The organism is Octadecabacter temperatus (assembly GCF_001187845.1).
In the GTDB taxonomy this organism is placed as follows: Bacteria; Pseudomonadota; Alphaproteobacteria; order Rhodobacterales; family Rhodobacteraceae; genus Octadecabacter; species Octadecabacter temperatus.
In genome coordinates this window covers 1,112,499-1,129,850 of sequence record NZ_CP012160.1, presented here as the reverse complement: position 1 = coordinate 1,129,850, position 17,352 = coordinate 1,112,499, and the positions used below count along the sequence as shown (strand labels likewise).

At 54.6% G+C, this 17,352-nt stretch carries 18 protein-coding genes and 1 pseudogene; 9 read left to right on the top strand and 10 right to left on the bottom strand.

What is annotated here, in order from left to right; translation table 11 throughout:
- The first annotated feature begins 24 nt into the window (after window positions 1-24).
- The 8 genes and pseudogenes from OSB_RS05835 (at window position 25) to accC (ending at window position 7,343) form a co-directional block, all read left to right on the top strand.
- Window positions 25-1,224: a branched-chain amino acid ABC transporter permease gene (locus tag OSB_RS05835; RefSeq protein ID WP_049836065.1), complete on the top strand. Its 1,200-nt coding sequence runs from the start codon at window positions 25-27 to the stop codon at window positions 1,222-1,224.
- A gap of 11 nt (window positions 1,225-1,235) precedes the next feature.
- Window positions 1,236-1,754, top strand: a pseudogene (locus OSB_RS05830) (ABC transporter ATP-binding protein); the annotation flags it as partial.
- A gap of 15 nt (window positions 1,755-1,769) precedes the next feature.
- Window positions 1,770-1,994: an ABC transporter ATP-binding protein C-terminal domain-containing protein gene (locus OSB_RS17010; protein ID WP_412457892.1), complete on the top strand. Its 225-nt coding sequence runs from the start codon at window positions 1,770-1,772 to the stop codon at window positions 1,992-1,994.
- 10 nt (window positions 1,995-2,004) lie between these two features.
- Window positions 2,005-2,778: an ABC transporter ATP-binding protein gene (locus tag OSB_RS05825; RefSeq protein ID WP_049834103.1), complete on the top strand. Its 774-nt coding sequence runs from the start codon at window positions 2,005-2,007 to the stop codon at window positions 2,776-2,778.
- A gap of 130 nt (window positions 2,779-2,908) precedes the next feature.
- Window positions 2,909-4,855, top strand: coding sequence for an acetate--CoA ligase (gene acs, locus OSB_RS05820; protein ID WP_049834102.1), 1,947 nt, complete (start codon window positions 2,909-2,911; stop codon window positions 4,853-4,855).
- Window positions 4,856-5,010: 155 nt separating this feature from the next.
- A complete protein-coding gene (locus OSB_RS05815; protein WP_049834101.1) occupies window positions 5,011-5,349 on the top strand; it encodes a hypothetical protein in 339 nt (112 codons plus the stop codon).
- Between the two features lie 134 nt (window positions 5,350-5,483).
- Window positions 5,484-5,987: an acetyl-CoA carboxylase biotin carboxyl carrier protein gene (accB, locus tag OSB_RS05810; protein ID WP_049834100.1), complete on the top strand. Its 504-nt coding sequence runs from the start codon at window positions 5,484-5,486 to the stop codon at window positions 5,985-5,987.
- 9 nt (window positions 5,988-5,996) lie between these two features.
- Window positions 5,997-7,343, top strand: coding sequence for an acetyl-CoA carboxylase biotin carboxylase subunit (accC, locus tag OSB_RS05805; RefSeq protein WP_049834099.1), 1,347 nt, complete (start codon window positions 5,997-5,999; stop codon window positions 7,341-7,343).
- On the opposite strand, the gene OSB_RS05800 is transcribed toward accC, so the two are convergent.
- On the bottom strand, window positions 7,340-8,047 hold the full coding sequence (locus OSB_RS05800; RefSeq protein WP_049834098.1) for a class I SAM-dependent methyltransferase: 708 nt from the start codon (window positions 8,045-8,047) through the stop codon (window positions 7,340-7,342). The two genes, accC and OSB_RS05800, sit on opposite strands and share 4 nt — an antisense overlap.
- Before the next feature lie 81 nt (window positions 8,048-8,128).
- Here OSB_RS05800 and aat point away from each other — a divergent pair, with 81 nt between their 5' ends.
- Complete coding sequence (aat, locus tag OSB_RS05795; protein WP_049834097.1) at window positions 8,129-8,770, top strand: leucyl/phenylalanyl-tRNA--protein transferase; 642 nt, start codon at window positions 8,129-8,131, stop codon at window positions 8,768-8,770.
- Here aat and OSB_RS05790 read toward each other — a convergent pair.
- The 9 genes from OSB_RS05790 to OSB_RS05750 form a co-directional block, all read right to left on the bottom strand.
- Window positions 8,734-9,090 (bottom strand): DUF2155 domain-containing protein, encoded by a 357-nt coding sequence (locus OSB_RS05790; protein WP_049834096.1) that lies wholly within the window; start codon window positions 9,088-9,090, stop codon window positions 8,734-8,736. The two genes, aat and OSB_RS05790, sit on opposite strands and share 37 nt — an antisense overlap.
- On the bottom strand, window positions 9,087-9,533 hold the full coding sequence (mlaD, locus tag OSB_RS05785; protein ID WP_049834095.1) for an outer membrane lipid asymmetry maintenance protein MlaD: 447 nt from the start codon (window positions 9,531-9,533) through the stop codon (window positions 9,087-9,089). Before mlaD ends, OSB_RS05790 begins: the two co-directional genes overlap by 4 nt.
- A 3-nt stretch (window positions 9,534-9,536) precedes the next feature.
- A complete protein-coding gene (locus OSB_RS05780) occupies window positions 9,537-9,920 on the bottom strand; it encodes an NADH:ubiquinone oxidoreductase subunit NDUFA12 (protein ID WP_049834094.1) in 384 nt (127 codons plus the stop codon).
- Window positions 9,921-10,001: 81 nt separating this feature from the next.
- Window positions 10,002-10,385: a RidA family protein gene (locus OSB_RS05775; RefSeq protein WP_049834093.1), complete on the bottom strand. Its 384-nt coding sequence runs from the start codon at window positions 10,383-10,385 to the stop codon at window positions 10,002-10,004.
- A 4-nt stretch (window positions 10,386-10,389) separates the two neighbouring features.
- Entirely contained in the window at window positions 10,390-11,658 is a 1,269-nt protein-coding gene (gene clpX / locus OSB_RS05770; RefSeq protein WP_049834092.1) for an ATP-dependent Clp protease ATP-binding subunit ClpX, read from the bottom strand.
- A 114-nt stretch (window positions 11,659-11,772) separates the two neighbouring features.
- On the bottom strand, window positions 11,773-12,399 hold the full coding sequence (locus tag OSB_RS05765; protein WP_049834091.1) for an ATP-dependent Clp protease proteolytic subunit: 627 nt from the start codon (window positions 12,397-12,399) through the stop codon (window positions 11,773-11,775).
- A gap of 167 nt (window positions 12,400-12,566) precedes the next feature.
- The gene (locus OSB_RS05760) at window positions 12,567-13,736 is read right to left on the bottom strand and encodes a beta-barrel domain-containing protein (protein ID WP_049834090.1); all 1,170 of its coding nucleotides are present in this window, start codon (window positions 13,734-13,736) and stop codon (window positions 12,567-12,569) included.
- Window positions 13,736-16,000 carry an ATP-binding cassette domain-containing protein gene (locus tag OSB_RS05755; protein ID WP_049834089.1) on the bottom strand — a complete coding sequence of 755 codons (2,265 nt, stop codon included), beginning with the start codon at window positions 15,998-16,000 and terminating at the stop codon, window positions 13,736-13,738. Before OSB_RS05755 ends, OSB_RS05760 begins: the two co-directional genes overlap by 1 nt.
- Window positions 15,997-17,328 carry a TolC family protein gene (locus tag OSB_RS05750; protein ID WP_049834088.1) on the bottom strand — a complete coding sequence of 444 codons (1,332 nt, stop codon included), beginning with the start codon at window positions 17,326-17,328 and terminating at the stop codon, window positions 15,997-15,999. The genes OSB_RS05755 and OSB_RS05750 overlap by 4 nt, the downstream gene beginning before the upstream one ends.
- Window positions 17,329-17,352 lie beyond the last annotated feature (24 nt).

Genomic DNA, 17,352 nt, shown 5'->3' with positions numbered 1-17,352 from the left:
CCGGCCAGCTCCTCAAAGGGTGGCATGTTCGGATTGGCAGCCAAAGACACGACACTGTTTCTCGTCGTTATCGGGTTGGTTATCTTTGCCCCTTTCATCCTAAACCCCTTCCCTGAAGGTTCCGCGATGGCGCAGTTCAACGCGGGTTACCCCGACTTGATGCAGCGTTTCGTAATCTTCGGGATCCTCGCAATCGGCTTTAACATCCTGTTTGGCCTTACTGGCTACCTCAGCTTTGGTCACGCCGCCTTTCTGGGTGTGGGTTCCTACGCTGCGATCTGGTCACTGAAACTGTTCACACTGAACGTTATCCCGGCCATTTTGTTTGCGATCATAGTCGGTGGTGTATTTGCTTGGGCTATTGGCAAGATCTCTTTGCGACGCTCTGGTATCTACTTCTCGATCCTGACGCTTGCGTTTGCTCAGATGTCCTTCGCGATGGCCTACTCTGTTTTGACACCGATCACTGGTGGTGAAACAGGTCTGCAGATCAAGAACACAGACAACCCGCTGATTGGTGGCCCAACGGATGGCAGCATCGGACGCGCAAACTTGTTTGGCGCCGAGATGGGCAACTCGTTCGAGCTGGGCATCGGCAACTGGGTGTTCACATTCAACCTTGGCTACTACATCGCGGCATTCGCCATGATCGTCGCCTTCTACCTGTCGATCCGCATCTTCCGCAGCCCATTCGGCATCATGCTTCGTGCGGTTAAGTCTAACCAAAACCGCATGAACTACACGGGCCTGACACCTAAAGTTTACACACTGTACGCCTTTGTCATCTCTGGCATGTATGCTGGTCTTGCTGGTGGCCTGATGGTTGCAATGGATACCCAAGTTGGACCTGAGCGTATGTTCTGGACCGCGTCTGGTGAAATCGTAATCATGACCATTCTCGGTGGTGCCGGTACGTTGATTGGCCCCGTCCTTGGTGCTGGTTCGATCAAGTACATGGAAAACATCCTGTCCAAGATCAACAAAGACGTTCTGCACCAGTGGTTCGCGATGCTCCCTGATGGCTTGGAAGACGTAGTCGTTGAATTTGCTTACATCTTCGTAGGCAAGCAGTGGCACTTCACCCTTGGTATCGTTTTCATGCTTGTTGTTATCTTCCTGCCAGGCGGCCTTGTTGAAGGCGCACAGCGCGTCTCTGCACGCTTTGGTCGTAAGAAGAAGACAACTGACACCACCGACAACTCCGCAAGCACTTCTGCGGAATAAGGAGACAAACAATGGCAATACTCTCAGTCAAAGGCGTCAATAAACGCTTCGGTGGCCTGCAAGCTTTGGGCGACGTAAACCTCGATGTGGTAGAAAACACCTGCCACGCAATTATCGGCCCGAACGGGGCCGGTAAATCCACCCTCCTCAACGTGCTGGTTGGCAAGTTGATCCCAGACTCCGGTTCGGTCGTTTTCGATGGCCAATCCGTTCTGGGTCGTCAGCCACACGAGATCAACCAGATGGGCATTTCGCGCGTGTTCCAAACACCGGAAATCTTCGCTGACCTGACCGTGATGGAAAACATGCTTATCCCATGTTTCGCAAAGCGCGACGGGGCCTTTCGGATGCACGCCATCGAAAGCGTGCGTCATGAGAAGGACATGATCGAAAAAGCGGAATCGATGCTGGCCGAAGTCAACATGCTTGATAAGCGTGAGATGACTGCATCGTCCATGTCACGTGGTGATAAGCGTCGCCTTGAGATGGCGATGTGCTTGGTGCAAGAACCTCGCCTTCTGCTTCTAGATGAACCAACCGCTGGTATGGCCCGTGCTGACACGGAAAACACCATCGAGTTGCTCAAGACCATCCGCAAGGAACGCGGACTGACAATGGCAATCATCGAGCACGACATGAACGTTGTGTTCTCGCTTGCTGACCGCATCACCGTGCTTGCGCAGGGTATGCCGCTGGTCGAAGACACGCCTGACAACATCAAAGGCCACCCGAAAGTACGTGAAGCGTACCTCGGCGAAGCTCAGGTCTAAGGAATATCATATGACACACGTTGAACACCTCGAGACCGACAGCAAATTCGACAAGAACCGCAACATGGCGGCCACGTCTACCAAGTTCTTGTCAGTTTGGAACATGGAAGCCTACTACGGCGAAAGCTACATCGTTCAGGGCGTTAGCTTTGACATCCACGAAGGCGAAATCCTCGCGCTTCTGGGACGTAACGGTGCTGGTAAAACATCCACTCTGCGTGCCCTCGCCCGCATGGATGACCCACAGCTGAACCACGGTGAAATTTGGCTCGACCACAAGCCAGTTCACGAAATGAAGGCTTGGCAGGCATCACAGGCTGGTATTCAGCTCGTGCCGGAAGATCGTTCGATCATTCCTGGCCTGACGGTTGAAGAAAACCTCAAGCTCGCACAGATCGCACCGCCACATGGTTGGTCTATCGAGCGCGTATACGAATTGTTCCCGCGCTTGAAAGAACGCCGTAACCAAGAAGGCGTCACGCTTTCTGGTGGTGAGCAGCAGATGTTGGCCATCGCCCGCGCCCTTTGCCGGGACATCAAAATCCTGCTTCTGGACGAGCCCTATGAAGGTCTGGCGCCTGTTATCGTTCAGGAAATCGCGAAAACATTGCAATTGATCCGCGACCAAGGCATCACGACCATCATCGTTGAGCAAAACGCGGTTGCCGCGCTTAAGCTTGCAGACCGCGCTGTGATACTTGACATCGGTAAGGTCGTCTACGACGGTTCCGCGACTGAGGTTCTCGAAGACGAGGCTCTGCGTTCAAAGTACCTCGCGATCTGATATTTTAGCGGGGGCCTAACGGCCCCTGCCCTACTCTTTATACCACTTTCGGGCTGATCCGGTTCCAGACGTGAACCAAGCGACAACATAGTTGCCGCATCAGACCCCAACCCAAACGAGGGATGCCCCCATGCCAAAGACCTACCCCCCTTCCGCCAAAACCATTGCCAACGCTCACATCACTGCCGAAAACTATGGCCCGATGTATGAGCAGAGCATCAATGATCCGGATACGTTCTGGGGAGAGCACGGCAAGCGCGTCGATTGGATCAAGCCTTACACAAAGGTTAAAAACACATCCTTCGAGCCTGGTAATGTGGACATCAAATGGTTTGAAGACGGCACGCTGAACGTGTCTGCCAACTGTGTGGATCGTCATGTTGAAACACGCGGCGACCAAACGGCGATCATCTGGGAACCGGACGATCCAAACACAACCGAATCCATGCACATCACGTACGCTGAGCTGCAGGTTCACGTTTGTAAAATGGCCAACATTCTTCAATCACTGGGTGTTTCTAAGGGCGACCGCGTTGTTCTTTATCTCCCGATGATCCCTGAAGCTGCCTATGCGATGCTGGCTTGCGCGCGTATCGGCGCGATCCACTCCATCGTTTTCGCTGGGTTCTCTGCGGATGCTCTGGGTGCGCGGATCAATGGATCTGACGCCAAAGTGGTCATTACAGCCGACCATGCCCCACGCGGCGGCCGCTCTACCCCTTTGAAATCAAACGCGGATGCGGCCCTGCTGCACTGCAAAGAAAGCGTCAAATGCCTCGTGGTCAAACGCACAGGCGAACAGACCACTTGGACGGATCGCGACTATAACTACAACGATATGTTGCTTGAAGCGGACGACTACCAAAAGCCACAAGAAATGAACGCCGAAGATCCGCTGTTCATTCTCTACACATCTGGTTCAACTGGCCAACCTAAGGGCGTCGTCCACACAACTGGTGGCTACCTCGTTTATGCGTCCATGACCCATCAATACACATTCGATTATCATGATGGCGATGTGTTCTGGTGTACCGCTGATGTTGGTTGGGTCACAGGCCACAGCTACATCGTCTATGGTCCATTGGCCAACGGCGCGACAACGATCATGTTTGAAGGCGTGCCAACCTACCCTGACGCAGGTCGCTTCTGGGAAGTCTGTGCAAAGCACAAGGTCAACCAATTCTACACAGCGCCAACTGCAATCCGTGCACTAATGGGTGCTGGCAACGAATGGGTCGAAAAGCACGACTTGTCAGACCTTCGCTTGCTCGGCTCTGTTGGTGAACCGATCAACCCTGAAGCTTGGAACTGGTACAACGACGTCGTCGGCAAAGGAAATTGCCCAATCGTTGATACGTTCTGGCAAACGGAAACGGGTGGTCACATGCTGACACCCCTGCCTGGCGCAACAACTCTGAAACCGGGTGCAGCGCAGCAGCCGTTCTTCGGCGTCAAACCTGTCGTGCTGGATCCGCAATCGGGCGATGTCGTTCATGGAAACGATGTCGAAGGTGTTCTCTGCATTGGCGACAGCTGGCCAGGTCAGATGCGTACCATTTACGGCGACCACGAGCGTTTCGAGAAAACCTACTTCGGTGATTATGCTGGCTACTACTTCTCTGGTGATGGCTGCAAACGCGATGAAGACGGTGACTACTGGGTTACTGGCCGCGTAGATGACGTGATTAACGTCTCTGGCCACCGTATGGGCACCGCCGAAGTCGAATCCGCACTTGTGGCACATGTCGCTGTCGCTGAAGCCGCGGTTGTGGGCTACCCACATGACATCAAAGGCCAAGGTATCTACGCCTACGTCACATTGATGAATAACCAAGAACCGTCAGATGAGCTGCGCAAGGAGCTTGAAAAGTGGGTTCGTGCCGAGATCGGCCCAATCGCCAAGCCTGACCTTATTCAGTGGGCACCGGGCCTGCCGAAAACACGCTCAGGTAAGATCATGCGCCGTATTCTGCGCAAGATTGCCGAGGATGATTTCGGTGCATTGGGCGATACATCGACCCTTGCGGACCCGTCGGTGGTTGATGATTTGATCGAAAACCGCATGAACGGCAGCTAAGGCGCAAAAAACTAGAATAAAGTGCCGCGTTGATCCGTCAGCGCGGCACTTTTTATGAGCAAGTTAGCTCAAATGTTCTATTCAATACTTCCTTAAGACTTCTCGCGTTAGGTCAATCCTTGGTGGGGGTTCCGTTCTAGCAACAGGAGCTTGAGATGGAATTTCAGAACACAACAGCTGCAAGTCAGGTGTCTGCGCCTTCGGTACAACAGACGGCACCTCCCCAGGCACAAGCAGATGGGCAAGCGCCCGCGGATGCCAAAGCAACATCCACCGACCCAACACCTGAGGTGCCGCTGCCGATCCCCGCGAGCCCATCACAGACTGGTTTGGTGAGCAAAGCATCCCTTCCAGACGACGAAGCTGAACCAAAGTTCGACACGACCGGCGCATCTGCGGCACAACGCACATTGAAACCTTACGGGATCATTATGCTGCCTGAAAAACTTGAAACGCCCCAGCAAGGCCCCCTTCCCGATACATCAAGCGAATAGCGCCTCAAATTCCCTAACGTCATTTTCCAAGCAGCGCCCGCTTCCCACCCTCGCAACCTTGGTGTAGGACTTACGAAGCGTTTGCGCTAAACCTGTGCAAACGAGCTATAAGACAGGCAACCGCCGAGGGAAAAATGACTAAAAAAACGCCTCACGACTCAGATGTCAGCTTTATTCAAGCACTGGCAGAACTGCTGCGCGAAAATGATCTGACAGAATTGCAGGTTAAACGCGAATACGGCGAAAACGACGCATTGAACGTGCGCGTAAGCCGCCAACAACCCGCGCAAGTCGTGACCCAAGTGGCCGCCGCTGCGCCTGCTGCTGCACCCGTTGCCGCCGCAGCGCCTGCCGCTGCCGCAGCTGCCCCTACGGCTGAGGCAAGCGCTGACCCTGCCAGCCTGCCCGGAGCCGTAACATCCCCGATGGTCGGAACAGTTTATATGTCCCCTGAACCAGACGCCGATGCCTTTGTTAAGGTCGGCGACACGGTTTCTGAAGGTGACACGCTGTTGATCATCGAGGCGATGAAAACCATGAACCACATCCCAGCGCCTAAATCTGGCACGGTTAAGCGTTTGTTGGTCGAAGATGGTGCGCCCGTTGAATTCGGCGCCCCGTTGATGATCGTCGAATAGGCCGCCGCCATGTTTGACAAAATCCTTATTGCGAACCGTGGTGAAATTGCACTGCGCGTGATTCGTGCTTGCCGTGAAATGGGCATCAAGTCCGTTGCGGTCCATTCCACCGCCGACGCAGACGCCATGCATGTGCGCATGGCGGATGAATCCGTTTGCATCGGCCCTGCCCCGTCTCCGCAAAGCTACCTTAGCTTTCCGGCGCTGATTTCCGCCTGCGAAATCACCGGTGCGCAGGCTATTCACCCTGGATATGGGTTCTTGTCCGAAAACGCCCAATTCGTGCAGATCGTTGAAGACCACGGCCTGACGTTCATTGGCCCAACAGCCGAACACATCCGCACAATGGGCGACAAAATCACAGCCAAAGACACCATGAAAGCCCTTGGCGTTCCGTGTGTTCCAGGGTCTGAAGGCGGTGTTGATACCGTTGAAGACGCGCTGAAGATCGGCGAAGAATTCGGCTACCCTGTCATCATCAAAGCCACGGCTGGTGGTGGTGGTAAGGGCATGAAAGTCGCCAATTCCGCGGACGAAATAAAATCCGCGTTTCAAACCGCGCGTGCTGAGGGCAAGTCGAACTTCGGCAATCCTGACGTTTACATTGAAAAGTACCTCACCACGCCGCGCCACATCGAAATTCAGGTGTTCGGCGACGGTAAAGGCAAGGCTGTGCATTTGGGCGAACGCGATTGTTCCCTGCAGCGTCGTCACCAGAAGGTCTTCGAGGAGGCCCCTGGCCCGTCGATCACTCCAGAAGAACGCGCGAAGATCGGTAAGATTTGTGCGGATGCCTGTGCCAATATCAACTACATCGGCGCTGGTACGATTGAATTCCTGTACGAGAACGGCGAATTCTACTTCATCGAAATGAACACCCGTCTGCAGGTCGAACACCCTGTGACAGAAGCGATTTTCGACCAAGACCTCGTGCGTGAACAGATCCTTGTGGCGGCTGGCGAACCCATGTCGTTCACACAGGAAGACCTGAAAATTCGCGGTCACGCGATTGAGGTTCGCATCAACGCCGAGAAACTGCCGAACTTCTCGCCCTGCCCAGGCCGGATCACGCAGTTTCATGCGCCGGGTGGTCTTGGTGTGCGGATGGATTCAGCGCTTTACGACGGCTATTCGATACCGCCCTACTACGACAGCTTGATTGGGAAACTGATCGTGCATGGCCGCGATCGCCCCGAAGCCTTGGCACGCCTTGCGCGCGCTTTGGGTGAATTGATCGTGGACGGCGTGGACACAACCGTGCCGCTGTTCCATGCATTGCTGCAAGAAGATGCTGTGTTAACAGGGGATTACAACATCCACTGGCTCGAGCATTGGCTTGAAGAGAACCTTACCTAAGCGATAGGACGCAGCGCGCAAGTTCCGCGCCGCATTTCCTTTTCGCGATAGTAATCAGAGACCCCGCGCCGATCATCTTTGGCGCGGGCGTCCCAATCCACCCACTCAGTCTTATATCCCAGCGCGTCCGCGATGTGTTCCATCGCGACAAAACTTGGCACAGCTTTGATGGCGCGTTCTTGGCCCTCAAATTGCGGAATGGCGTTCAGGACATTGGACGTGCGTTCAGTCTTTAGCAACATAATCGGACCAGAGCGCAGCATGAACTCGCTGTCGACAAGGATCAGCTTGGGCTGCAGCTTTCGTGCAAGTTGGAATAGTCGAAAGTGGTCCATGACGTGATACAATATCCCGAAAACGCCAATAACATCATAGGTTTCACCGTTTTTGACGGCGTCCTCCATTCCTTCATACAGATCACCAACGCGCATTTCGACCTTGGCCCTCAGGTTCGCGTCTGGGTAATCACCAAACTTGTCCACCATCTCTTGACGACCTTCAATTCCAACGACTGAACGTGCGCCTGCACCGGCAAAGGCATAACACCAACGCCCGTCATGTGAGGCAAGATCCAGCACCTTCGCACCGCTGATTTCATCCACAAAAGGGTCAATCAGCGCTTCATATCGCTTGTTCATTCGAGGTACTGGTGACGTGTGGTCTTCATAATGCGGCAGGTCCGCGATGAAATCGAAAAAACCCAATGACTTACCCCTACTAAGTTGTCGCCAATTATTTACGGGCGCGACCGATCATGCAACAACCATTAGGTGCAAAGGGGCGCTATGACGACAACATTGACACCAGAAAATCTACTTGCTGCCTATGCTGGCGGGGTTTTTCCGATGTCCGAACATCGCGACGATCCTGAACTGTTCTGGGTCGACCCGCGCCAACGCGGGGTTTTGCCGCTTGATGGGTTTCATATATCTCGCTCGCTAGCGAAAGCGATCCGATCAGAACGCTTCAAAGTTACTTTTGACGTTGATTTCAACGGTGTTGTCGCGGGCTGTGCCGATCGCGACGAGACTTGGATCAACGACATGCTCACCACGCTTTATGGGCAGCTTCATTTGGCACGTATGGCCCGATCTGTTGAGGTATGGGATGGCGACGTCCTTGTCGGTGGGGTATTCGGCATCACCCTTGGCGGCGCGTTCTTTGGGGAAAGCATGTTTAGCACTCGTACGGACGCATCCAAAGTGGCCCTCGTTTATTTGGTGGACAGGTTAAATGTTGGTGGATTTGCATTGTTTGACACCCAGTTTATCACACCGCATCTGGCCAGCTTGGGCGGGCTTGAAATTCCAAGGGCTGACTATCGAAAGATGTTAGATGACGCGCTGGTCTTAGGTGCAGGGTTTGATCGACAGGGCGAGGTCCCTGACCCTTATTCGCTGCTACAGCGCAACGCCCAGACATCATAGCGCGGGTGGTCCAGCGCATTGATCGCTGGTGCGGATGCGATCATCCAGCCACGAAACACCGGATCCGCCGCATTCCCATATACAATCGTAAGCAAAGCATATGCGTCACCCGACCTGTTGCCACTGGGATATCGGCATTCGGACATCGTGATCGCCAAAAGGCCAAGCGACTGTGTCTGGCCATTCCTAAACTCCATATCGTGCGTAGAGCCTGTGATCTTATCGAGAACCCGCAACGTCCCACCCGGCGCAGTCGTTGCTTGCTGTGCAACCGCTGGGGTCGCAAGAACCAGTGCCAACGCTGTCAGGAGGGCCTTCATGCTTCTTCCCCGCCAACGAACTTCATAAGTAGTTGAATTAGGCTTACAGCACCTTGGGTGTCTTGGATAAGCCCGCCATCTGCGAACATCTCAAATGATCCGCCCGGTACAAGCTCAACAAATGTTCCACCCAAAAGCCCCTCAGAGGCGACAACAGCCGCGCTGTCGTCAGGAATGGCGATACCTTCATCAATCGAAAACACAGCTTCTGCGCGGTAGGTTTCGCCGTTCAGGTCAAGTTGACTGACGGTTCCAACGGAAACACCAGCAAGGCGGATATCGGTGCCAACACTGACACCTTCTGCAGAACGGAAATTCGCCTTAAGTTCCATGCCTGCGGTACCACCACTAAGCCCCGTCGCGCTGACAATGAACCACAAAAAGCCCAAAGCCGCCGCAAGAACGGCGGCCCCGACAACGACCTCTGTGGTGTTTTCACGCATCGTTTATTCCGGTGTCCACGCTTCATAATCCGCGCGTGACGCAGGTTCAGCTCGACGCAAGGAACCAGCAGGCGCATAGGCTGCCGCTGTCCCTGTCAGGTTCTCAAGGTGCGGTTTTTCCCAAGACTTGTGGGCCAATGGCTTATCGCCCGGCATTTCGTCAAACGTGTGGTGCAGCCAGCCGTGCCAATCAGGGCTTACGCGGGAACCTTCCACTTCGCCGTTGTAGATAACCCAACGACGTTCGCCTTTTGCATCGGTGTAATAGATGTTGCCGAGTTCGTCTTCGCCAACCTTTTTACCCTTGCGCCATGTCCACAGCTGCGTGCCGAGCGTTTGCCCGTCCCACCATGTGAAAATACGTTTGATAAAGTTGAAAACGCCCATTGGCTTGGCTCCGGTTTTGCTTGGCCCCGTGATGCCCGATTATTGCGGCGAGGTCCAGTGGCGCGATTGCGTGCTTGCGCGTTAACCCGCTAATGCAGTGACTTCGATTTCGATACGGAACCTAGGGTCAATCAAACCGCATTCAATCATTGTCGCCGCTGGAGGATTTGCACCGAATGCTTCACGAAGCTGCGGCCAACACGCCTCAAACTCAGCGCGATCTGGCAAATAGTAATTCACCCGAACGATGTCCTCAAACCCGACACCCGCCTCTGCCAATGCGGAACCAATGATCTTGAGAATACCTTTGGTTTGAACTGCGACGTCAGTGGTTTCCGTGCCAGCGTCTTCGTCAAACCCGCAAACAGTTCCCGCAATGTGAACAAACCCGCCCGCGACAACGGCGCGGCAGTAGCCGATCTTTTCCTCAAAGGGACCGCCAGAATGGATGCGTTTGATCGTCATTCGGTTAACCTGCAGACGCCGGCTCGGCCTTTTTCTTGCTCTCATCGTGGATCATCAGCGGTTGTACGTCGGGGCCAACGGCCTCTTCGTTCACGACCACTTCGGTCACAGTCTCCAAGCCTGGCATTTCAAACATCGTGTCGAGCAGGATGTCTTCCATGATAGAGCGAAGGCCACGCGCACCAGTTTTGCGTTCAATCGCGCGTTTAGCGATTGCTGTAAGCGCGTCGTCGGTGAACGTTAGCTGCACATCTTCAAGTTCGAACAGGCGTTGGTATTGTTTGACCAACGCGTTCTTTGGCTTGGATAGGATCGTGACTAGCGCATCCTCATCAAGGTCTTCGAGCGTCGCGATAACCGGCAAACGGCCAACAAATTCAGGGATAAGACCGAACTTCAGCAAATCTTCTGGTTCGAGATCGTTGAAGATTTCGCCGACGCCACGATCATCAGGACCGCGTACTTCTGCACCAAAACCCATGCCAGCGCCTTTGCCGCGCTGCGCGATGATCTTGTCGAGGCCCGCAAACGCGCCGCCACAAACGAATAAGATGTTTGTTGTATCCACTTGCAGGAATTCCTGCTGTGGGTGCTTACGACCACCCTGCGGAGGAACGGAGGCAACGGTGCCTTCCATGATTTTCAAAAGTGCTTGCTGCACGCCCTCACCCGAAACATCACGTGTGATGGATGGGTTGTCGGATTTGCGAGTGATTTTGTCGACTTCATCAATGTAGACGATGCCGCGCTGTGCGCGTTCAACGTTGTAATCAGACGCCTGCAACAGCTTGAGGATGATGTTTTCGACGTCTTCACCCACATAACCTGCTTCGGTCAGCGTAGTGGCATCAGCCATTGTGAACGGCACATCCAGAATACGTGCCAATGTTTGGGCCAGAAGTGTTTTACCGCAACCCGTTGGCCCGATCAGCATGATGTTGGATTTCGCCAACTCAATCTCGGACTTTTCAGCGTGGTTCAGGCGTTTGTAGTGGTTGTGAACCGCCACAGACAAAACGCGCTTGGCGTGGGCTTGGCCGATTACGTAGTCGTCAAGCACCTGACAAATCTCAAGCGGCGTTGGCACCCCTTCGGAGGCTTTAAGGCCGGCCGACTTGGTTTCTTCGCGAATGATGTCCATGCACAACTCAACGCATTCATCACAGATGAAGACCGTTGGTCCTGCAATCAGTTTGCGAACTTCATGCTGACTTTTGCCGCAAAAGCTGCAGTAAAGGGTGTTTTTGCTATCACCGCTGGACGCCGTTGCCATGTCGATTTCCTTTTACCCGCTTAAAAATATGGGGCCGATAAGTGTGTTTCGGGCTGCTTTGGTCCGTATCCTACGGCAGCCCGAAATGGTCCACAACGCCAAAACGTCGTGTGTTTACTCTTCGTCAGCAGCCTTGCCGCGGCTTTCAACGATCTCGTCGATGTGGCCCCAGTCTTTGGCTTCTTCTGGTGTCATCCAGCTATCGCGATCAAGCATCTTTTCGACCTCTTTTTTGGTCTGGCCAGTGTGCTTGTTGTACAGCTTGTACATCCGCTCACGTGTTTGCTCGATGTGCTTGGCGGAAATCAGAATGTCAGACGCCTTACCCTGTGCGCCACCAGAAGGCTGGTGCACCATGATTTCAGAGTTCGGAAGCGAGAAACGCATGCCCTTTTCGCCGCCAACAGCAATGATAGAACCCATTGATGCTGCCATGCCGCAAATCAGCGTGGACACCTTCGGGCGGATGTATTGCATGGTGTCATAGATGCTCATGCCGGAATGCACAGCGCCACCAGGGCTGTTGATGTACATTGAGATTTCTTTTTTCGGGTTCTCGGCCTCAAGGTGCAAAAGCTGCGCCACGATCAGTTGGCTCATGCCGTCGTGAACGGGGCCGTTTACGAAAATGATGCGTTCTTTCAGCAAACGCGAGAAAATGTCATAGGCGCGTTCGCCACGGCTGGTCTGTTCAACAACCATAGGAACGAGGTTCATGTATGTTTCGACGGGATCGTGCATATGCTCTGCCTTAGAATTGGGACGCGTGCGGCGCCCGTGTACGGGAATTTTGTTACCCAAACCTTAGTGCTGCAATCGGGGGGCTACAAGAGCACCTGAACGCTTTGGTTAGGGGAAAGATAAAAGCATTCCCGCACAGAATTACAACCAAGCGTTAACCAATTATCCTAAGGTTCGCGAAGCGCTTCCTGAGAACGGTACAGCGGCTTGGTGAGATATTGCAAAACGGTCTTTGATCCGGTGTGAAGTTCGACGTCCGCCTGCATACCAGGACGAATTTCGATCTGGGACTGACGCTCACCAAGGTCGGTGGTGTCCACACGCAATGTCACGCGGTAGTGCGGTGGCGCGTTCGGATCGCGTTCGTCTTCAAATGTATCAGCAGAAATCAGCTGAACTTCGCCCGTCAGTGCGCCGTAGATAGTGTAGTCATAGGCGCTGAGCTTAATCGTAGCTGCTTGGCCGGGGATGACGTTGGCGATGTTGGAGGGCGACACTTCGGCCTCAACGAACAGCTCATCGTCCAGAGGAATAATCTGGAAAATCTCTTCACCGGGGCGAATAACGCCGCCGATGGTTGTCACAGCCAAACTGTTCACGATTCCGCGCATTGGGCTGGTGATCACGGTGCGGTCCATACGGTCTTCCGCGCCGCGCAAGTCTTGGCGCAGGGTCGCGAGGGCAGACAAAACATCAGAATACTCAGATGCGCGTTCCAGTTCAGACCGTGTCACGATTTCATTGTACGTATTCAGCGCGTCGGAATTAGCTTTGCGGGCGCGGGTCACCTCGATCAAGGCTGCGATGTCGCGATTATACAGGTCTTCCATCACGCCAAGTTCGCGGCGCGTTTCTGTGACAATCGCCTGTGCGCCGTCTGTGCGGCTAACATAGTCGGACTGGCGCGCGTTCAACAGCGCACGCTCGGACGTCACCATTTCTGGGCTGAACGATGCGATGGCTTCTGGCACTTCAAAGTCGAACATGCCGTCGATTTCGGCCTCAAGACGCAAGCGACGGATTTCAGCGGCGATCACTTGCTCGCGCAAGTCCGTCACAGAGGTTTCAAACTGTGTACCACGCAAGCGGGCCAATACATCGCCCGGTTCAACTTCATCACCTTCGGCGACCAGCAGTTCAGCCAAAATGCCGCCTTCAAGGTTTTGAATGATCTGCGGACGGGACGAGGACACGACATTGCCGTTCGCACGCACAATTTCATCAATCGCCGCGAACTTTGCCCAAAGGATAAAGAGCAGTACCGTCAAGCCGATCAACCAGATCAGCAGGCTTGGGCCTTTGGTACGTGCTTCAAACTCGTCATTAAACGTTACCATTACGCGGTCGCTTTCTTATTATTCTTTTGCAGATGCGCCAGCACCTCTTGGCGCGGGCCGTCCACAGCCAAGCGGCCATTTTGCAGGATCACGGTACGTGTTGTGAGTTCAAGGATTGGCACACGGTGCGTCGCGATGATCGCGGTGCGCCCTTCCAGCCACGTGTCCAAGCGACTCACGATCGTGGCTTCAAGCGTTTGGTCCAGTGCCGCAGTAGGTTCGTCCAGCAGGCAAACCTTGGGGTCTTGCAGCCACAAGCGCGCCCAACCGATTGATTGGCGCTGGCCAACAGAAAGGCCTTCCCCACCATCAGAGATTTCAAGATCGAGACCCTTAGGGTGGTTGCGCACGAATGGGCCGAGGCCCGCAAAATCGAGCGACGCCAACAGGCGATCATCATCGCGTTCCAGCAAAGTCAGGTTCAGGTTTTCGCGAAGCGTGCCAGAGAACAGACGCACTTCTTGGGAGAGGTAGCCGATGGAACGGCGCAGATCGCGCGGCATCACTTGGCCCATGTCAACGCCGTCAATCAAAACGCGCCCCTTTGTCGGGCGGTAGATGCCGGACAACAGCTTAAGCATTGTGGACTTGCCTGACCCGTTGGAGCCAAGCACAGCAATGCGCTGGCCCGCTTCGATCTTTAGGCCCGGAATGTCGAGGTTCTGACCGCTGTCTGCGTTATAGCAAAACGCGATGTCGCGCAGCTCAAACGCGCCCTTCATCTCTTCGCGGCGCAGATAGGTACGGTCTTCTTCTTGGTCTTGCTCAGCGTCGGCGATTTCGCCCAAGGCTTCCAAAGCGGCCTTAACGTTGGACCAACGTGCAAGCGTCGCAGCAAGTTGGGTCAGTGGACCCAATGTGCGGCTTGTCAGAATACCAACGGCGATAATTGTACCAACGGTAAATTCACCCGTGAACACCATGAAGGTACCCGCAACAACGGCTGCCACATAGGTCGCCTGCTGCACACCCTGCGCCCAGAATGTCAGGGTGCTGGCGAGCTTGCGTTGCTCGGACGTTGCAAGGGAAGACACGGCGGACAGTTCGGACCAAAGACGCTTGAAACGGTCTTCGCCACGCTGCGCTTTGATTGTGTCGGCTTCATAGATCACTTCGTGAAGCAGCTTGTTGGACTTGGCCGATGCGCCCTGTGTTTGGTGCGTCAGCGCGATCATCTTCTTTTGTAGGAAGAAGGACGGCAAAACCATCAACAAACCACCAACAAACAAGACCCAAACCACGTTGCCACCAATGGAGGCCACAAGTGCAAGGAACAATACGATGAACGGTAAATCGGTCAGCGTACCAATAGTGGAAGCTGTGAAAAATTCGCGCACAGAACCGAATTCACGCACGGCGGAGAACAAACCAGACGGTGTTTGGCCTTCTTTGCCGCGGCGCATGCCGAGCAAGCGATCCATCAGCAGGCTTTGCACCTTCAATTCAATCTTGCGCCCTGCCCCGTCCATAAGACGGGCACGTGCAATGCGAAGGCCCGCTTCAAGCAACATCGCCAAACCGGCGCCAATCGCCAAAACCCATAGCGTCGCGGTGGACTGGTGTGGGATTACGCGGTCATAGACCTGCAAAGAAAACAGTGCCACAGCCACAGCCAGAAGGTTGGCAACGAATGATCCGAGCGCAACTTCCGCGATGTGACGGCGGAATTGCATCATCTCGCCCCAGAACCAGTGCGCCTTTTTGCCTTTGCGCGCGTGCTTTTTGGACAGATCGGCGATCGCCATATCCGCACGCAACACGAGGCCGCTAAAGTACGGCAGGAATTCGTTGATCGGCACTTCTGCGCGGTTGTCGCGACAGGTTGTGTCAAACACGATTACCGCGTCATCAGTCTGGTCCAGCACCAACAACACATGGCCCGATGTCATTTCAACAAGGGCAGGCCATTGATCAGGCGTCGGTTTGCGCACGGTTGTTACCGCAGTCACAAGGCCAGCTTGGTTCAGTGCCTTTGCGATCGCGTGCGGGGTAATGTCATCGCCACTTTCCGTGGTCATGACCTCTAGTAAATCGGAGCGTACGATGTCGACACCGAGCAAACCCGCGTAAGTCGCAGCCAGATCAGCACGTAGCTTGGCCTTATCGGAAAAGCGATCTTCGGCACCTGCAGAATAGGCTTCAACACTTGGTTCAGTCATCGGTGTCTCAGTATTCGCGGCCTCAGCAGGTTCAGCCTTGGAAACGCGCGTAACTTTGCCGCCACGTGTGGCGTTGATATCAAAAGCGATGACGGGTCCGGTCATATGTCTTCTCCGTCAACCAATGTACCGTAAATACGGGCAAGCTTCAGTTCTTGGCGGGCAAGATCATAGCGCAGTGCAACCGCGTCGCGTTCTGCATCCAACTTGGTGCGAAACACACCGACGACCTCAGGCACGGTCCGCTGACCGGCACGCAACTGTTCTTCAAACAGTGTGTAGTTGTCATTGGCTTGCGAAATGATCGTTTGGATATTGGACTGCTGGCGACGCAGGGATGTGATTTGCCCCTCAATGGCCGCCACTTCGCGATTACTATCTTCGCGTTGCTCTGCAACTTGCAATTCAGCCGCTTGGCCCATTGCGTCAATAGCCGCCATATCAGCACGACGACCAAAACCAAGGCCGTTCGGGATACCAACATCAATGCCAGCGCCCCCGCCCTCTCCGATCAGACCGGTGGCGGATACACTCGGGGAATAGCCAGCCTGAAGCGCGCGCGCTTCGGCCATGCCGCGTGTGCCTTCGGCCTCAACCTTCATCACATCGAGCGGCTGGGAGGTTCCAGCGGGATCGCTGATTGTGTCAATGCCGCTTACACCGTCTAAAGACGTGGCGGACATGGCTGCAAGTTCTGCACGCGCTGAAGATGCGGCTTCGCGGTCTTCCAAAACGTCAGAACGCATTTGTGTTAGCTTTTGTTGCACCAACTGTAGATCGGCGCGGTCATTTATGCCCGCGTTCACACGCTCGGACATCACGTATTCAAAACGCTCCATCCGGGCCATGCCGCCTTCATTCACGGCCGCGCGGGCTTCGGACGCTTGCGCAGTCAGGTAAAGATCAAGCGCTTGGTAAACACGGTCGTTGGTATCTTGGGCCAGTGCCACTGCCGCGACTTCAACGTCAGCGCGGGCAAATTCACGCTCAGAGCGTTTGGCACCGTTATCAAACAGAGTTTGCTCAACCACCAAGTTCGCAACGATGGACCCGAGGGAGTTCAAGGAAATCGTCGGGCCAAGCGTTGGCAACCAGTTCAGCTCACGCGCCTCAGCACGCAACATCGCTGCGCGAAGCTCGGCTTCGGCAGCGCGGGAGTTTGCAGCCAATACGGATGAAGAAACTTGGGCGTAAGGTCCGGAGGAAATGACAGAGCGGCGATTAAGGAGTGCATCGATTAGTTCGGAACGTTCGCCATTAGAAAGCTCACCTTCAAGCGCGGCGGTCGATTGCGGCGCGTCCGTTGCGATCTCTTCGTTAGTCCCTAGTAGGTTGCCAGCGCGGGAAACGATGTCTTCGCCCATGCACCCGCTCAAGACAGTTGCGGCCAACAGTGCAGCAATCGGTGTCTTGATGTAATTCGCCTGTCTCACTCGATACCCCAGTTCGCTTATATT

Bases quoted from the DNA above. Each gene is read 5' to 3' on its own strand.
- OSB_RS05835 (WP_049836065.1), top strand. From the start codon at position 25: ATGTTCGGATTGGCAGCCAAAGACACGACACTGTTTCTCGTCGTTATC.
- OSB_RS17010 (WP_412457892.1), top strand. From the start codon at position 1,770: ATGGCCCGTGCTGACACGGAAAACACCATCGAGTTGCTCAAGACCATC.
- OSB_RS05825 (WP_049834103.1), top strand. From the start codon at position 2,005: ATGACACACGTTGAACACCTCGAGACCGACAGCAAATTCGACAAGAAC.
- acs (WP_049834102.1), top strand. From the start codon at position 2,909: ATGCCAAAGACCTACCCCCCTTCCGCCAAAACCATTGCCAACGCTCAC.
- OSB_RS05815 (WP_049834101.1), top strand. From the start codon at position 5,011: ATGGAATTTCAGAACACAACAGCTGCAAGTCAGGTGTCTGCGCCTTCG.
- accB (WP_049834100.1), top strand. From the start codon at position 5,484: ATGACTAAAAAAACGCCTCACGACTCAGATGTCAGCTTTATTCAAGCA.
- accC (WP_049834099.1), top strand. From the start codon at position 5,997: ATGTTTGACAAAATCCTTATTGCGAACCGTGGTGAAATTGCACTGCGC.
- aat (WP_049834097.1), top strand. From the start codon at position 8,129: ATGACGACAACATTGACACCAGAAAATCTACTTGCTGCCTATGCTGGC.
- OSB_RS05790 (WP_049834096.1), bottom strand. From the start codon at position 9,090: ATGAAGGCCCTCCTGACAGCGTTGGCACTGGTTCTTGCGACCCCAGCG.
- mlaD (WP_049834095.1), bottom strand. From the start codon at position 9,533: ATGCGTGAAAACACCACAGAGGTCGTTGTCGGGGCCGCCGTTCTTGCG.
- OSB_RS05780 (WP_049834094.1), bottom strand. From the start codon at position 9,920: ATGGGCGTTTTCAACTTTATCAAACGTATTTTCACATGGTGGGACGGG.
- OSB_RS05775 (WP_049834093.1), bottom strand. From the start codon at position 10,385: ATGACGATCAAACGCATCCATTCTGGCGGTCCCTTTGAGGAAAAGATC.
- clpX (WP_049834092.1), bottom strand. From the start codon at position 11,658: ATGGCAACGGCGTCCAGCGGTGATAGCAAAAACACCCTTTACTGCAGC.
- OSB_RS05765 (WP_049834091.1), bottom strand. From the start codon at position 12,399: ATGCACGATCCCGTCGAAACATACATGAACCTCGTTCCTATGGTTGTT.
- OSB_RS05760 (WP_049834090.1), bottom strand. From the start codon at position 13,736: ATGGTAACGTTTAATGACGAGTTTGAAGCACGTACCAAAGGCCCAAGC.
- OSB_RS05755 (WP_049834089.1), bottom strand. From the start codon at position 16,000: ATGACCGGACCCGTCATCGCTTTTGATATCAACGCCACACGTGGCGGC.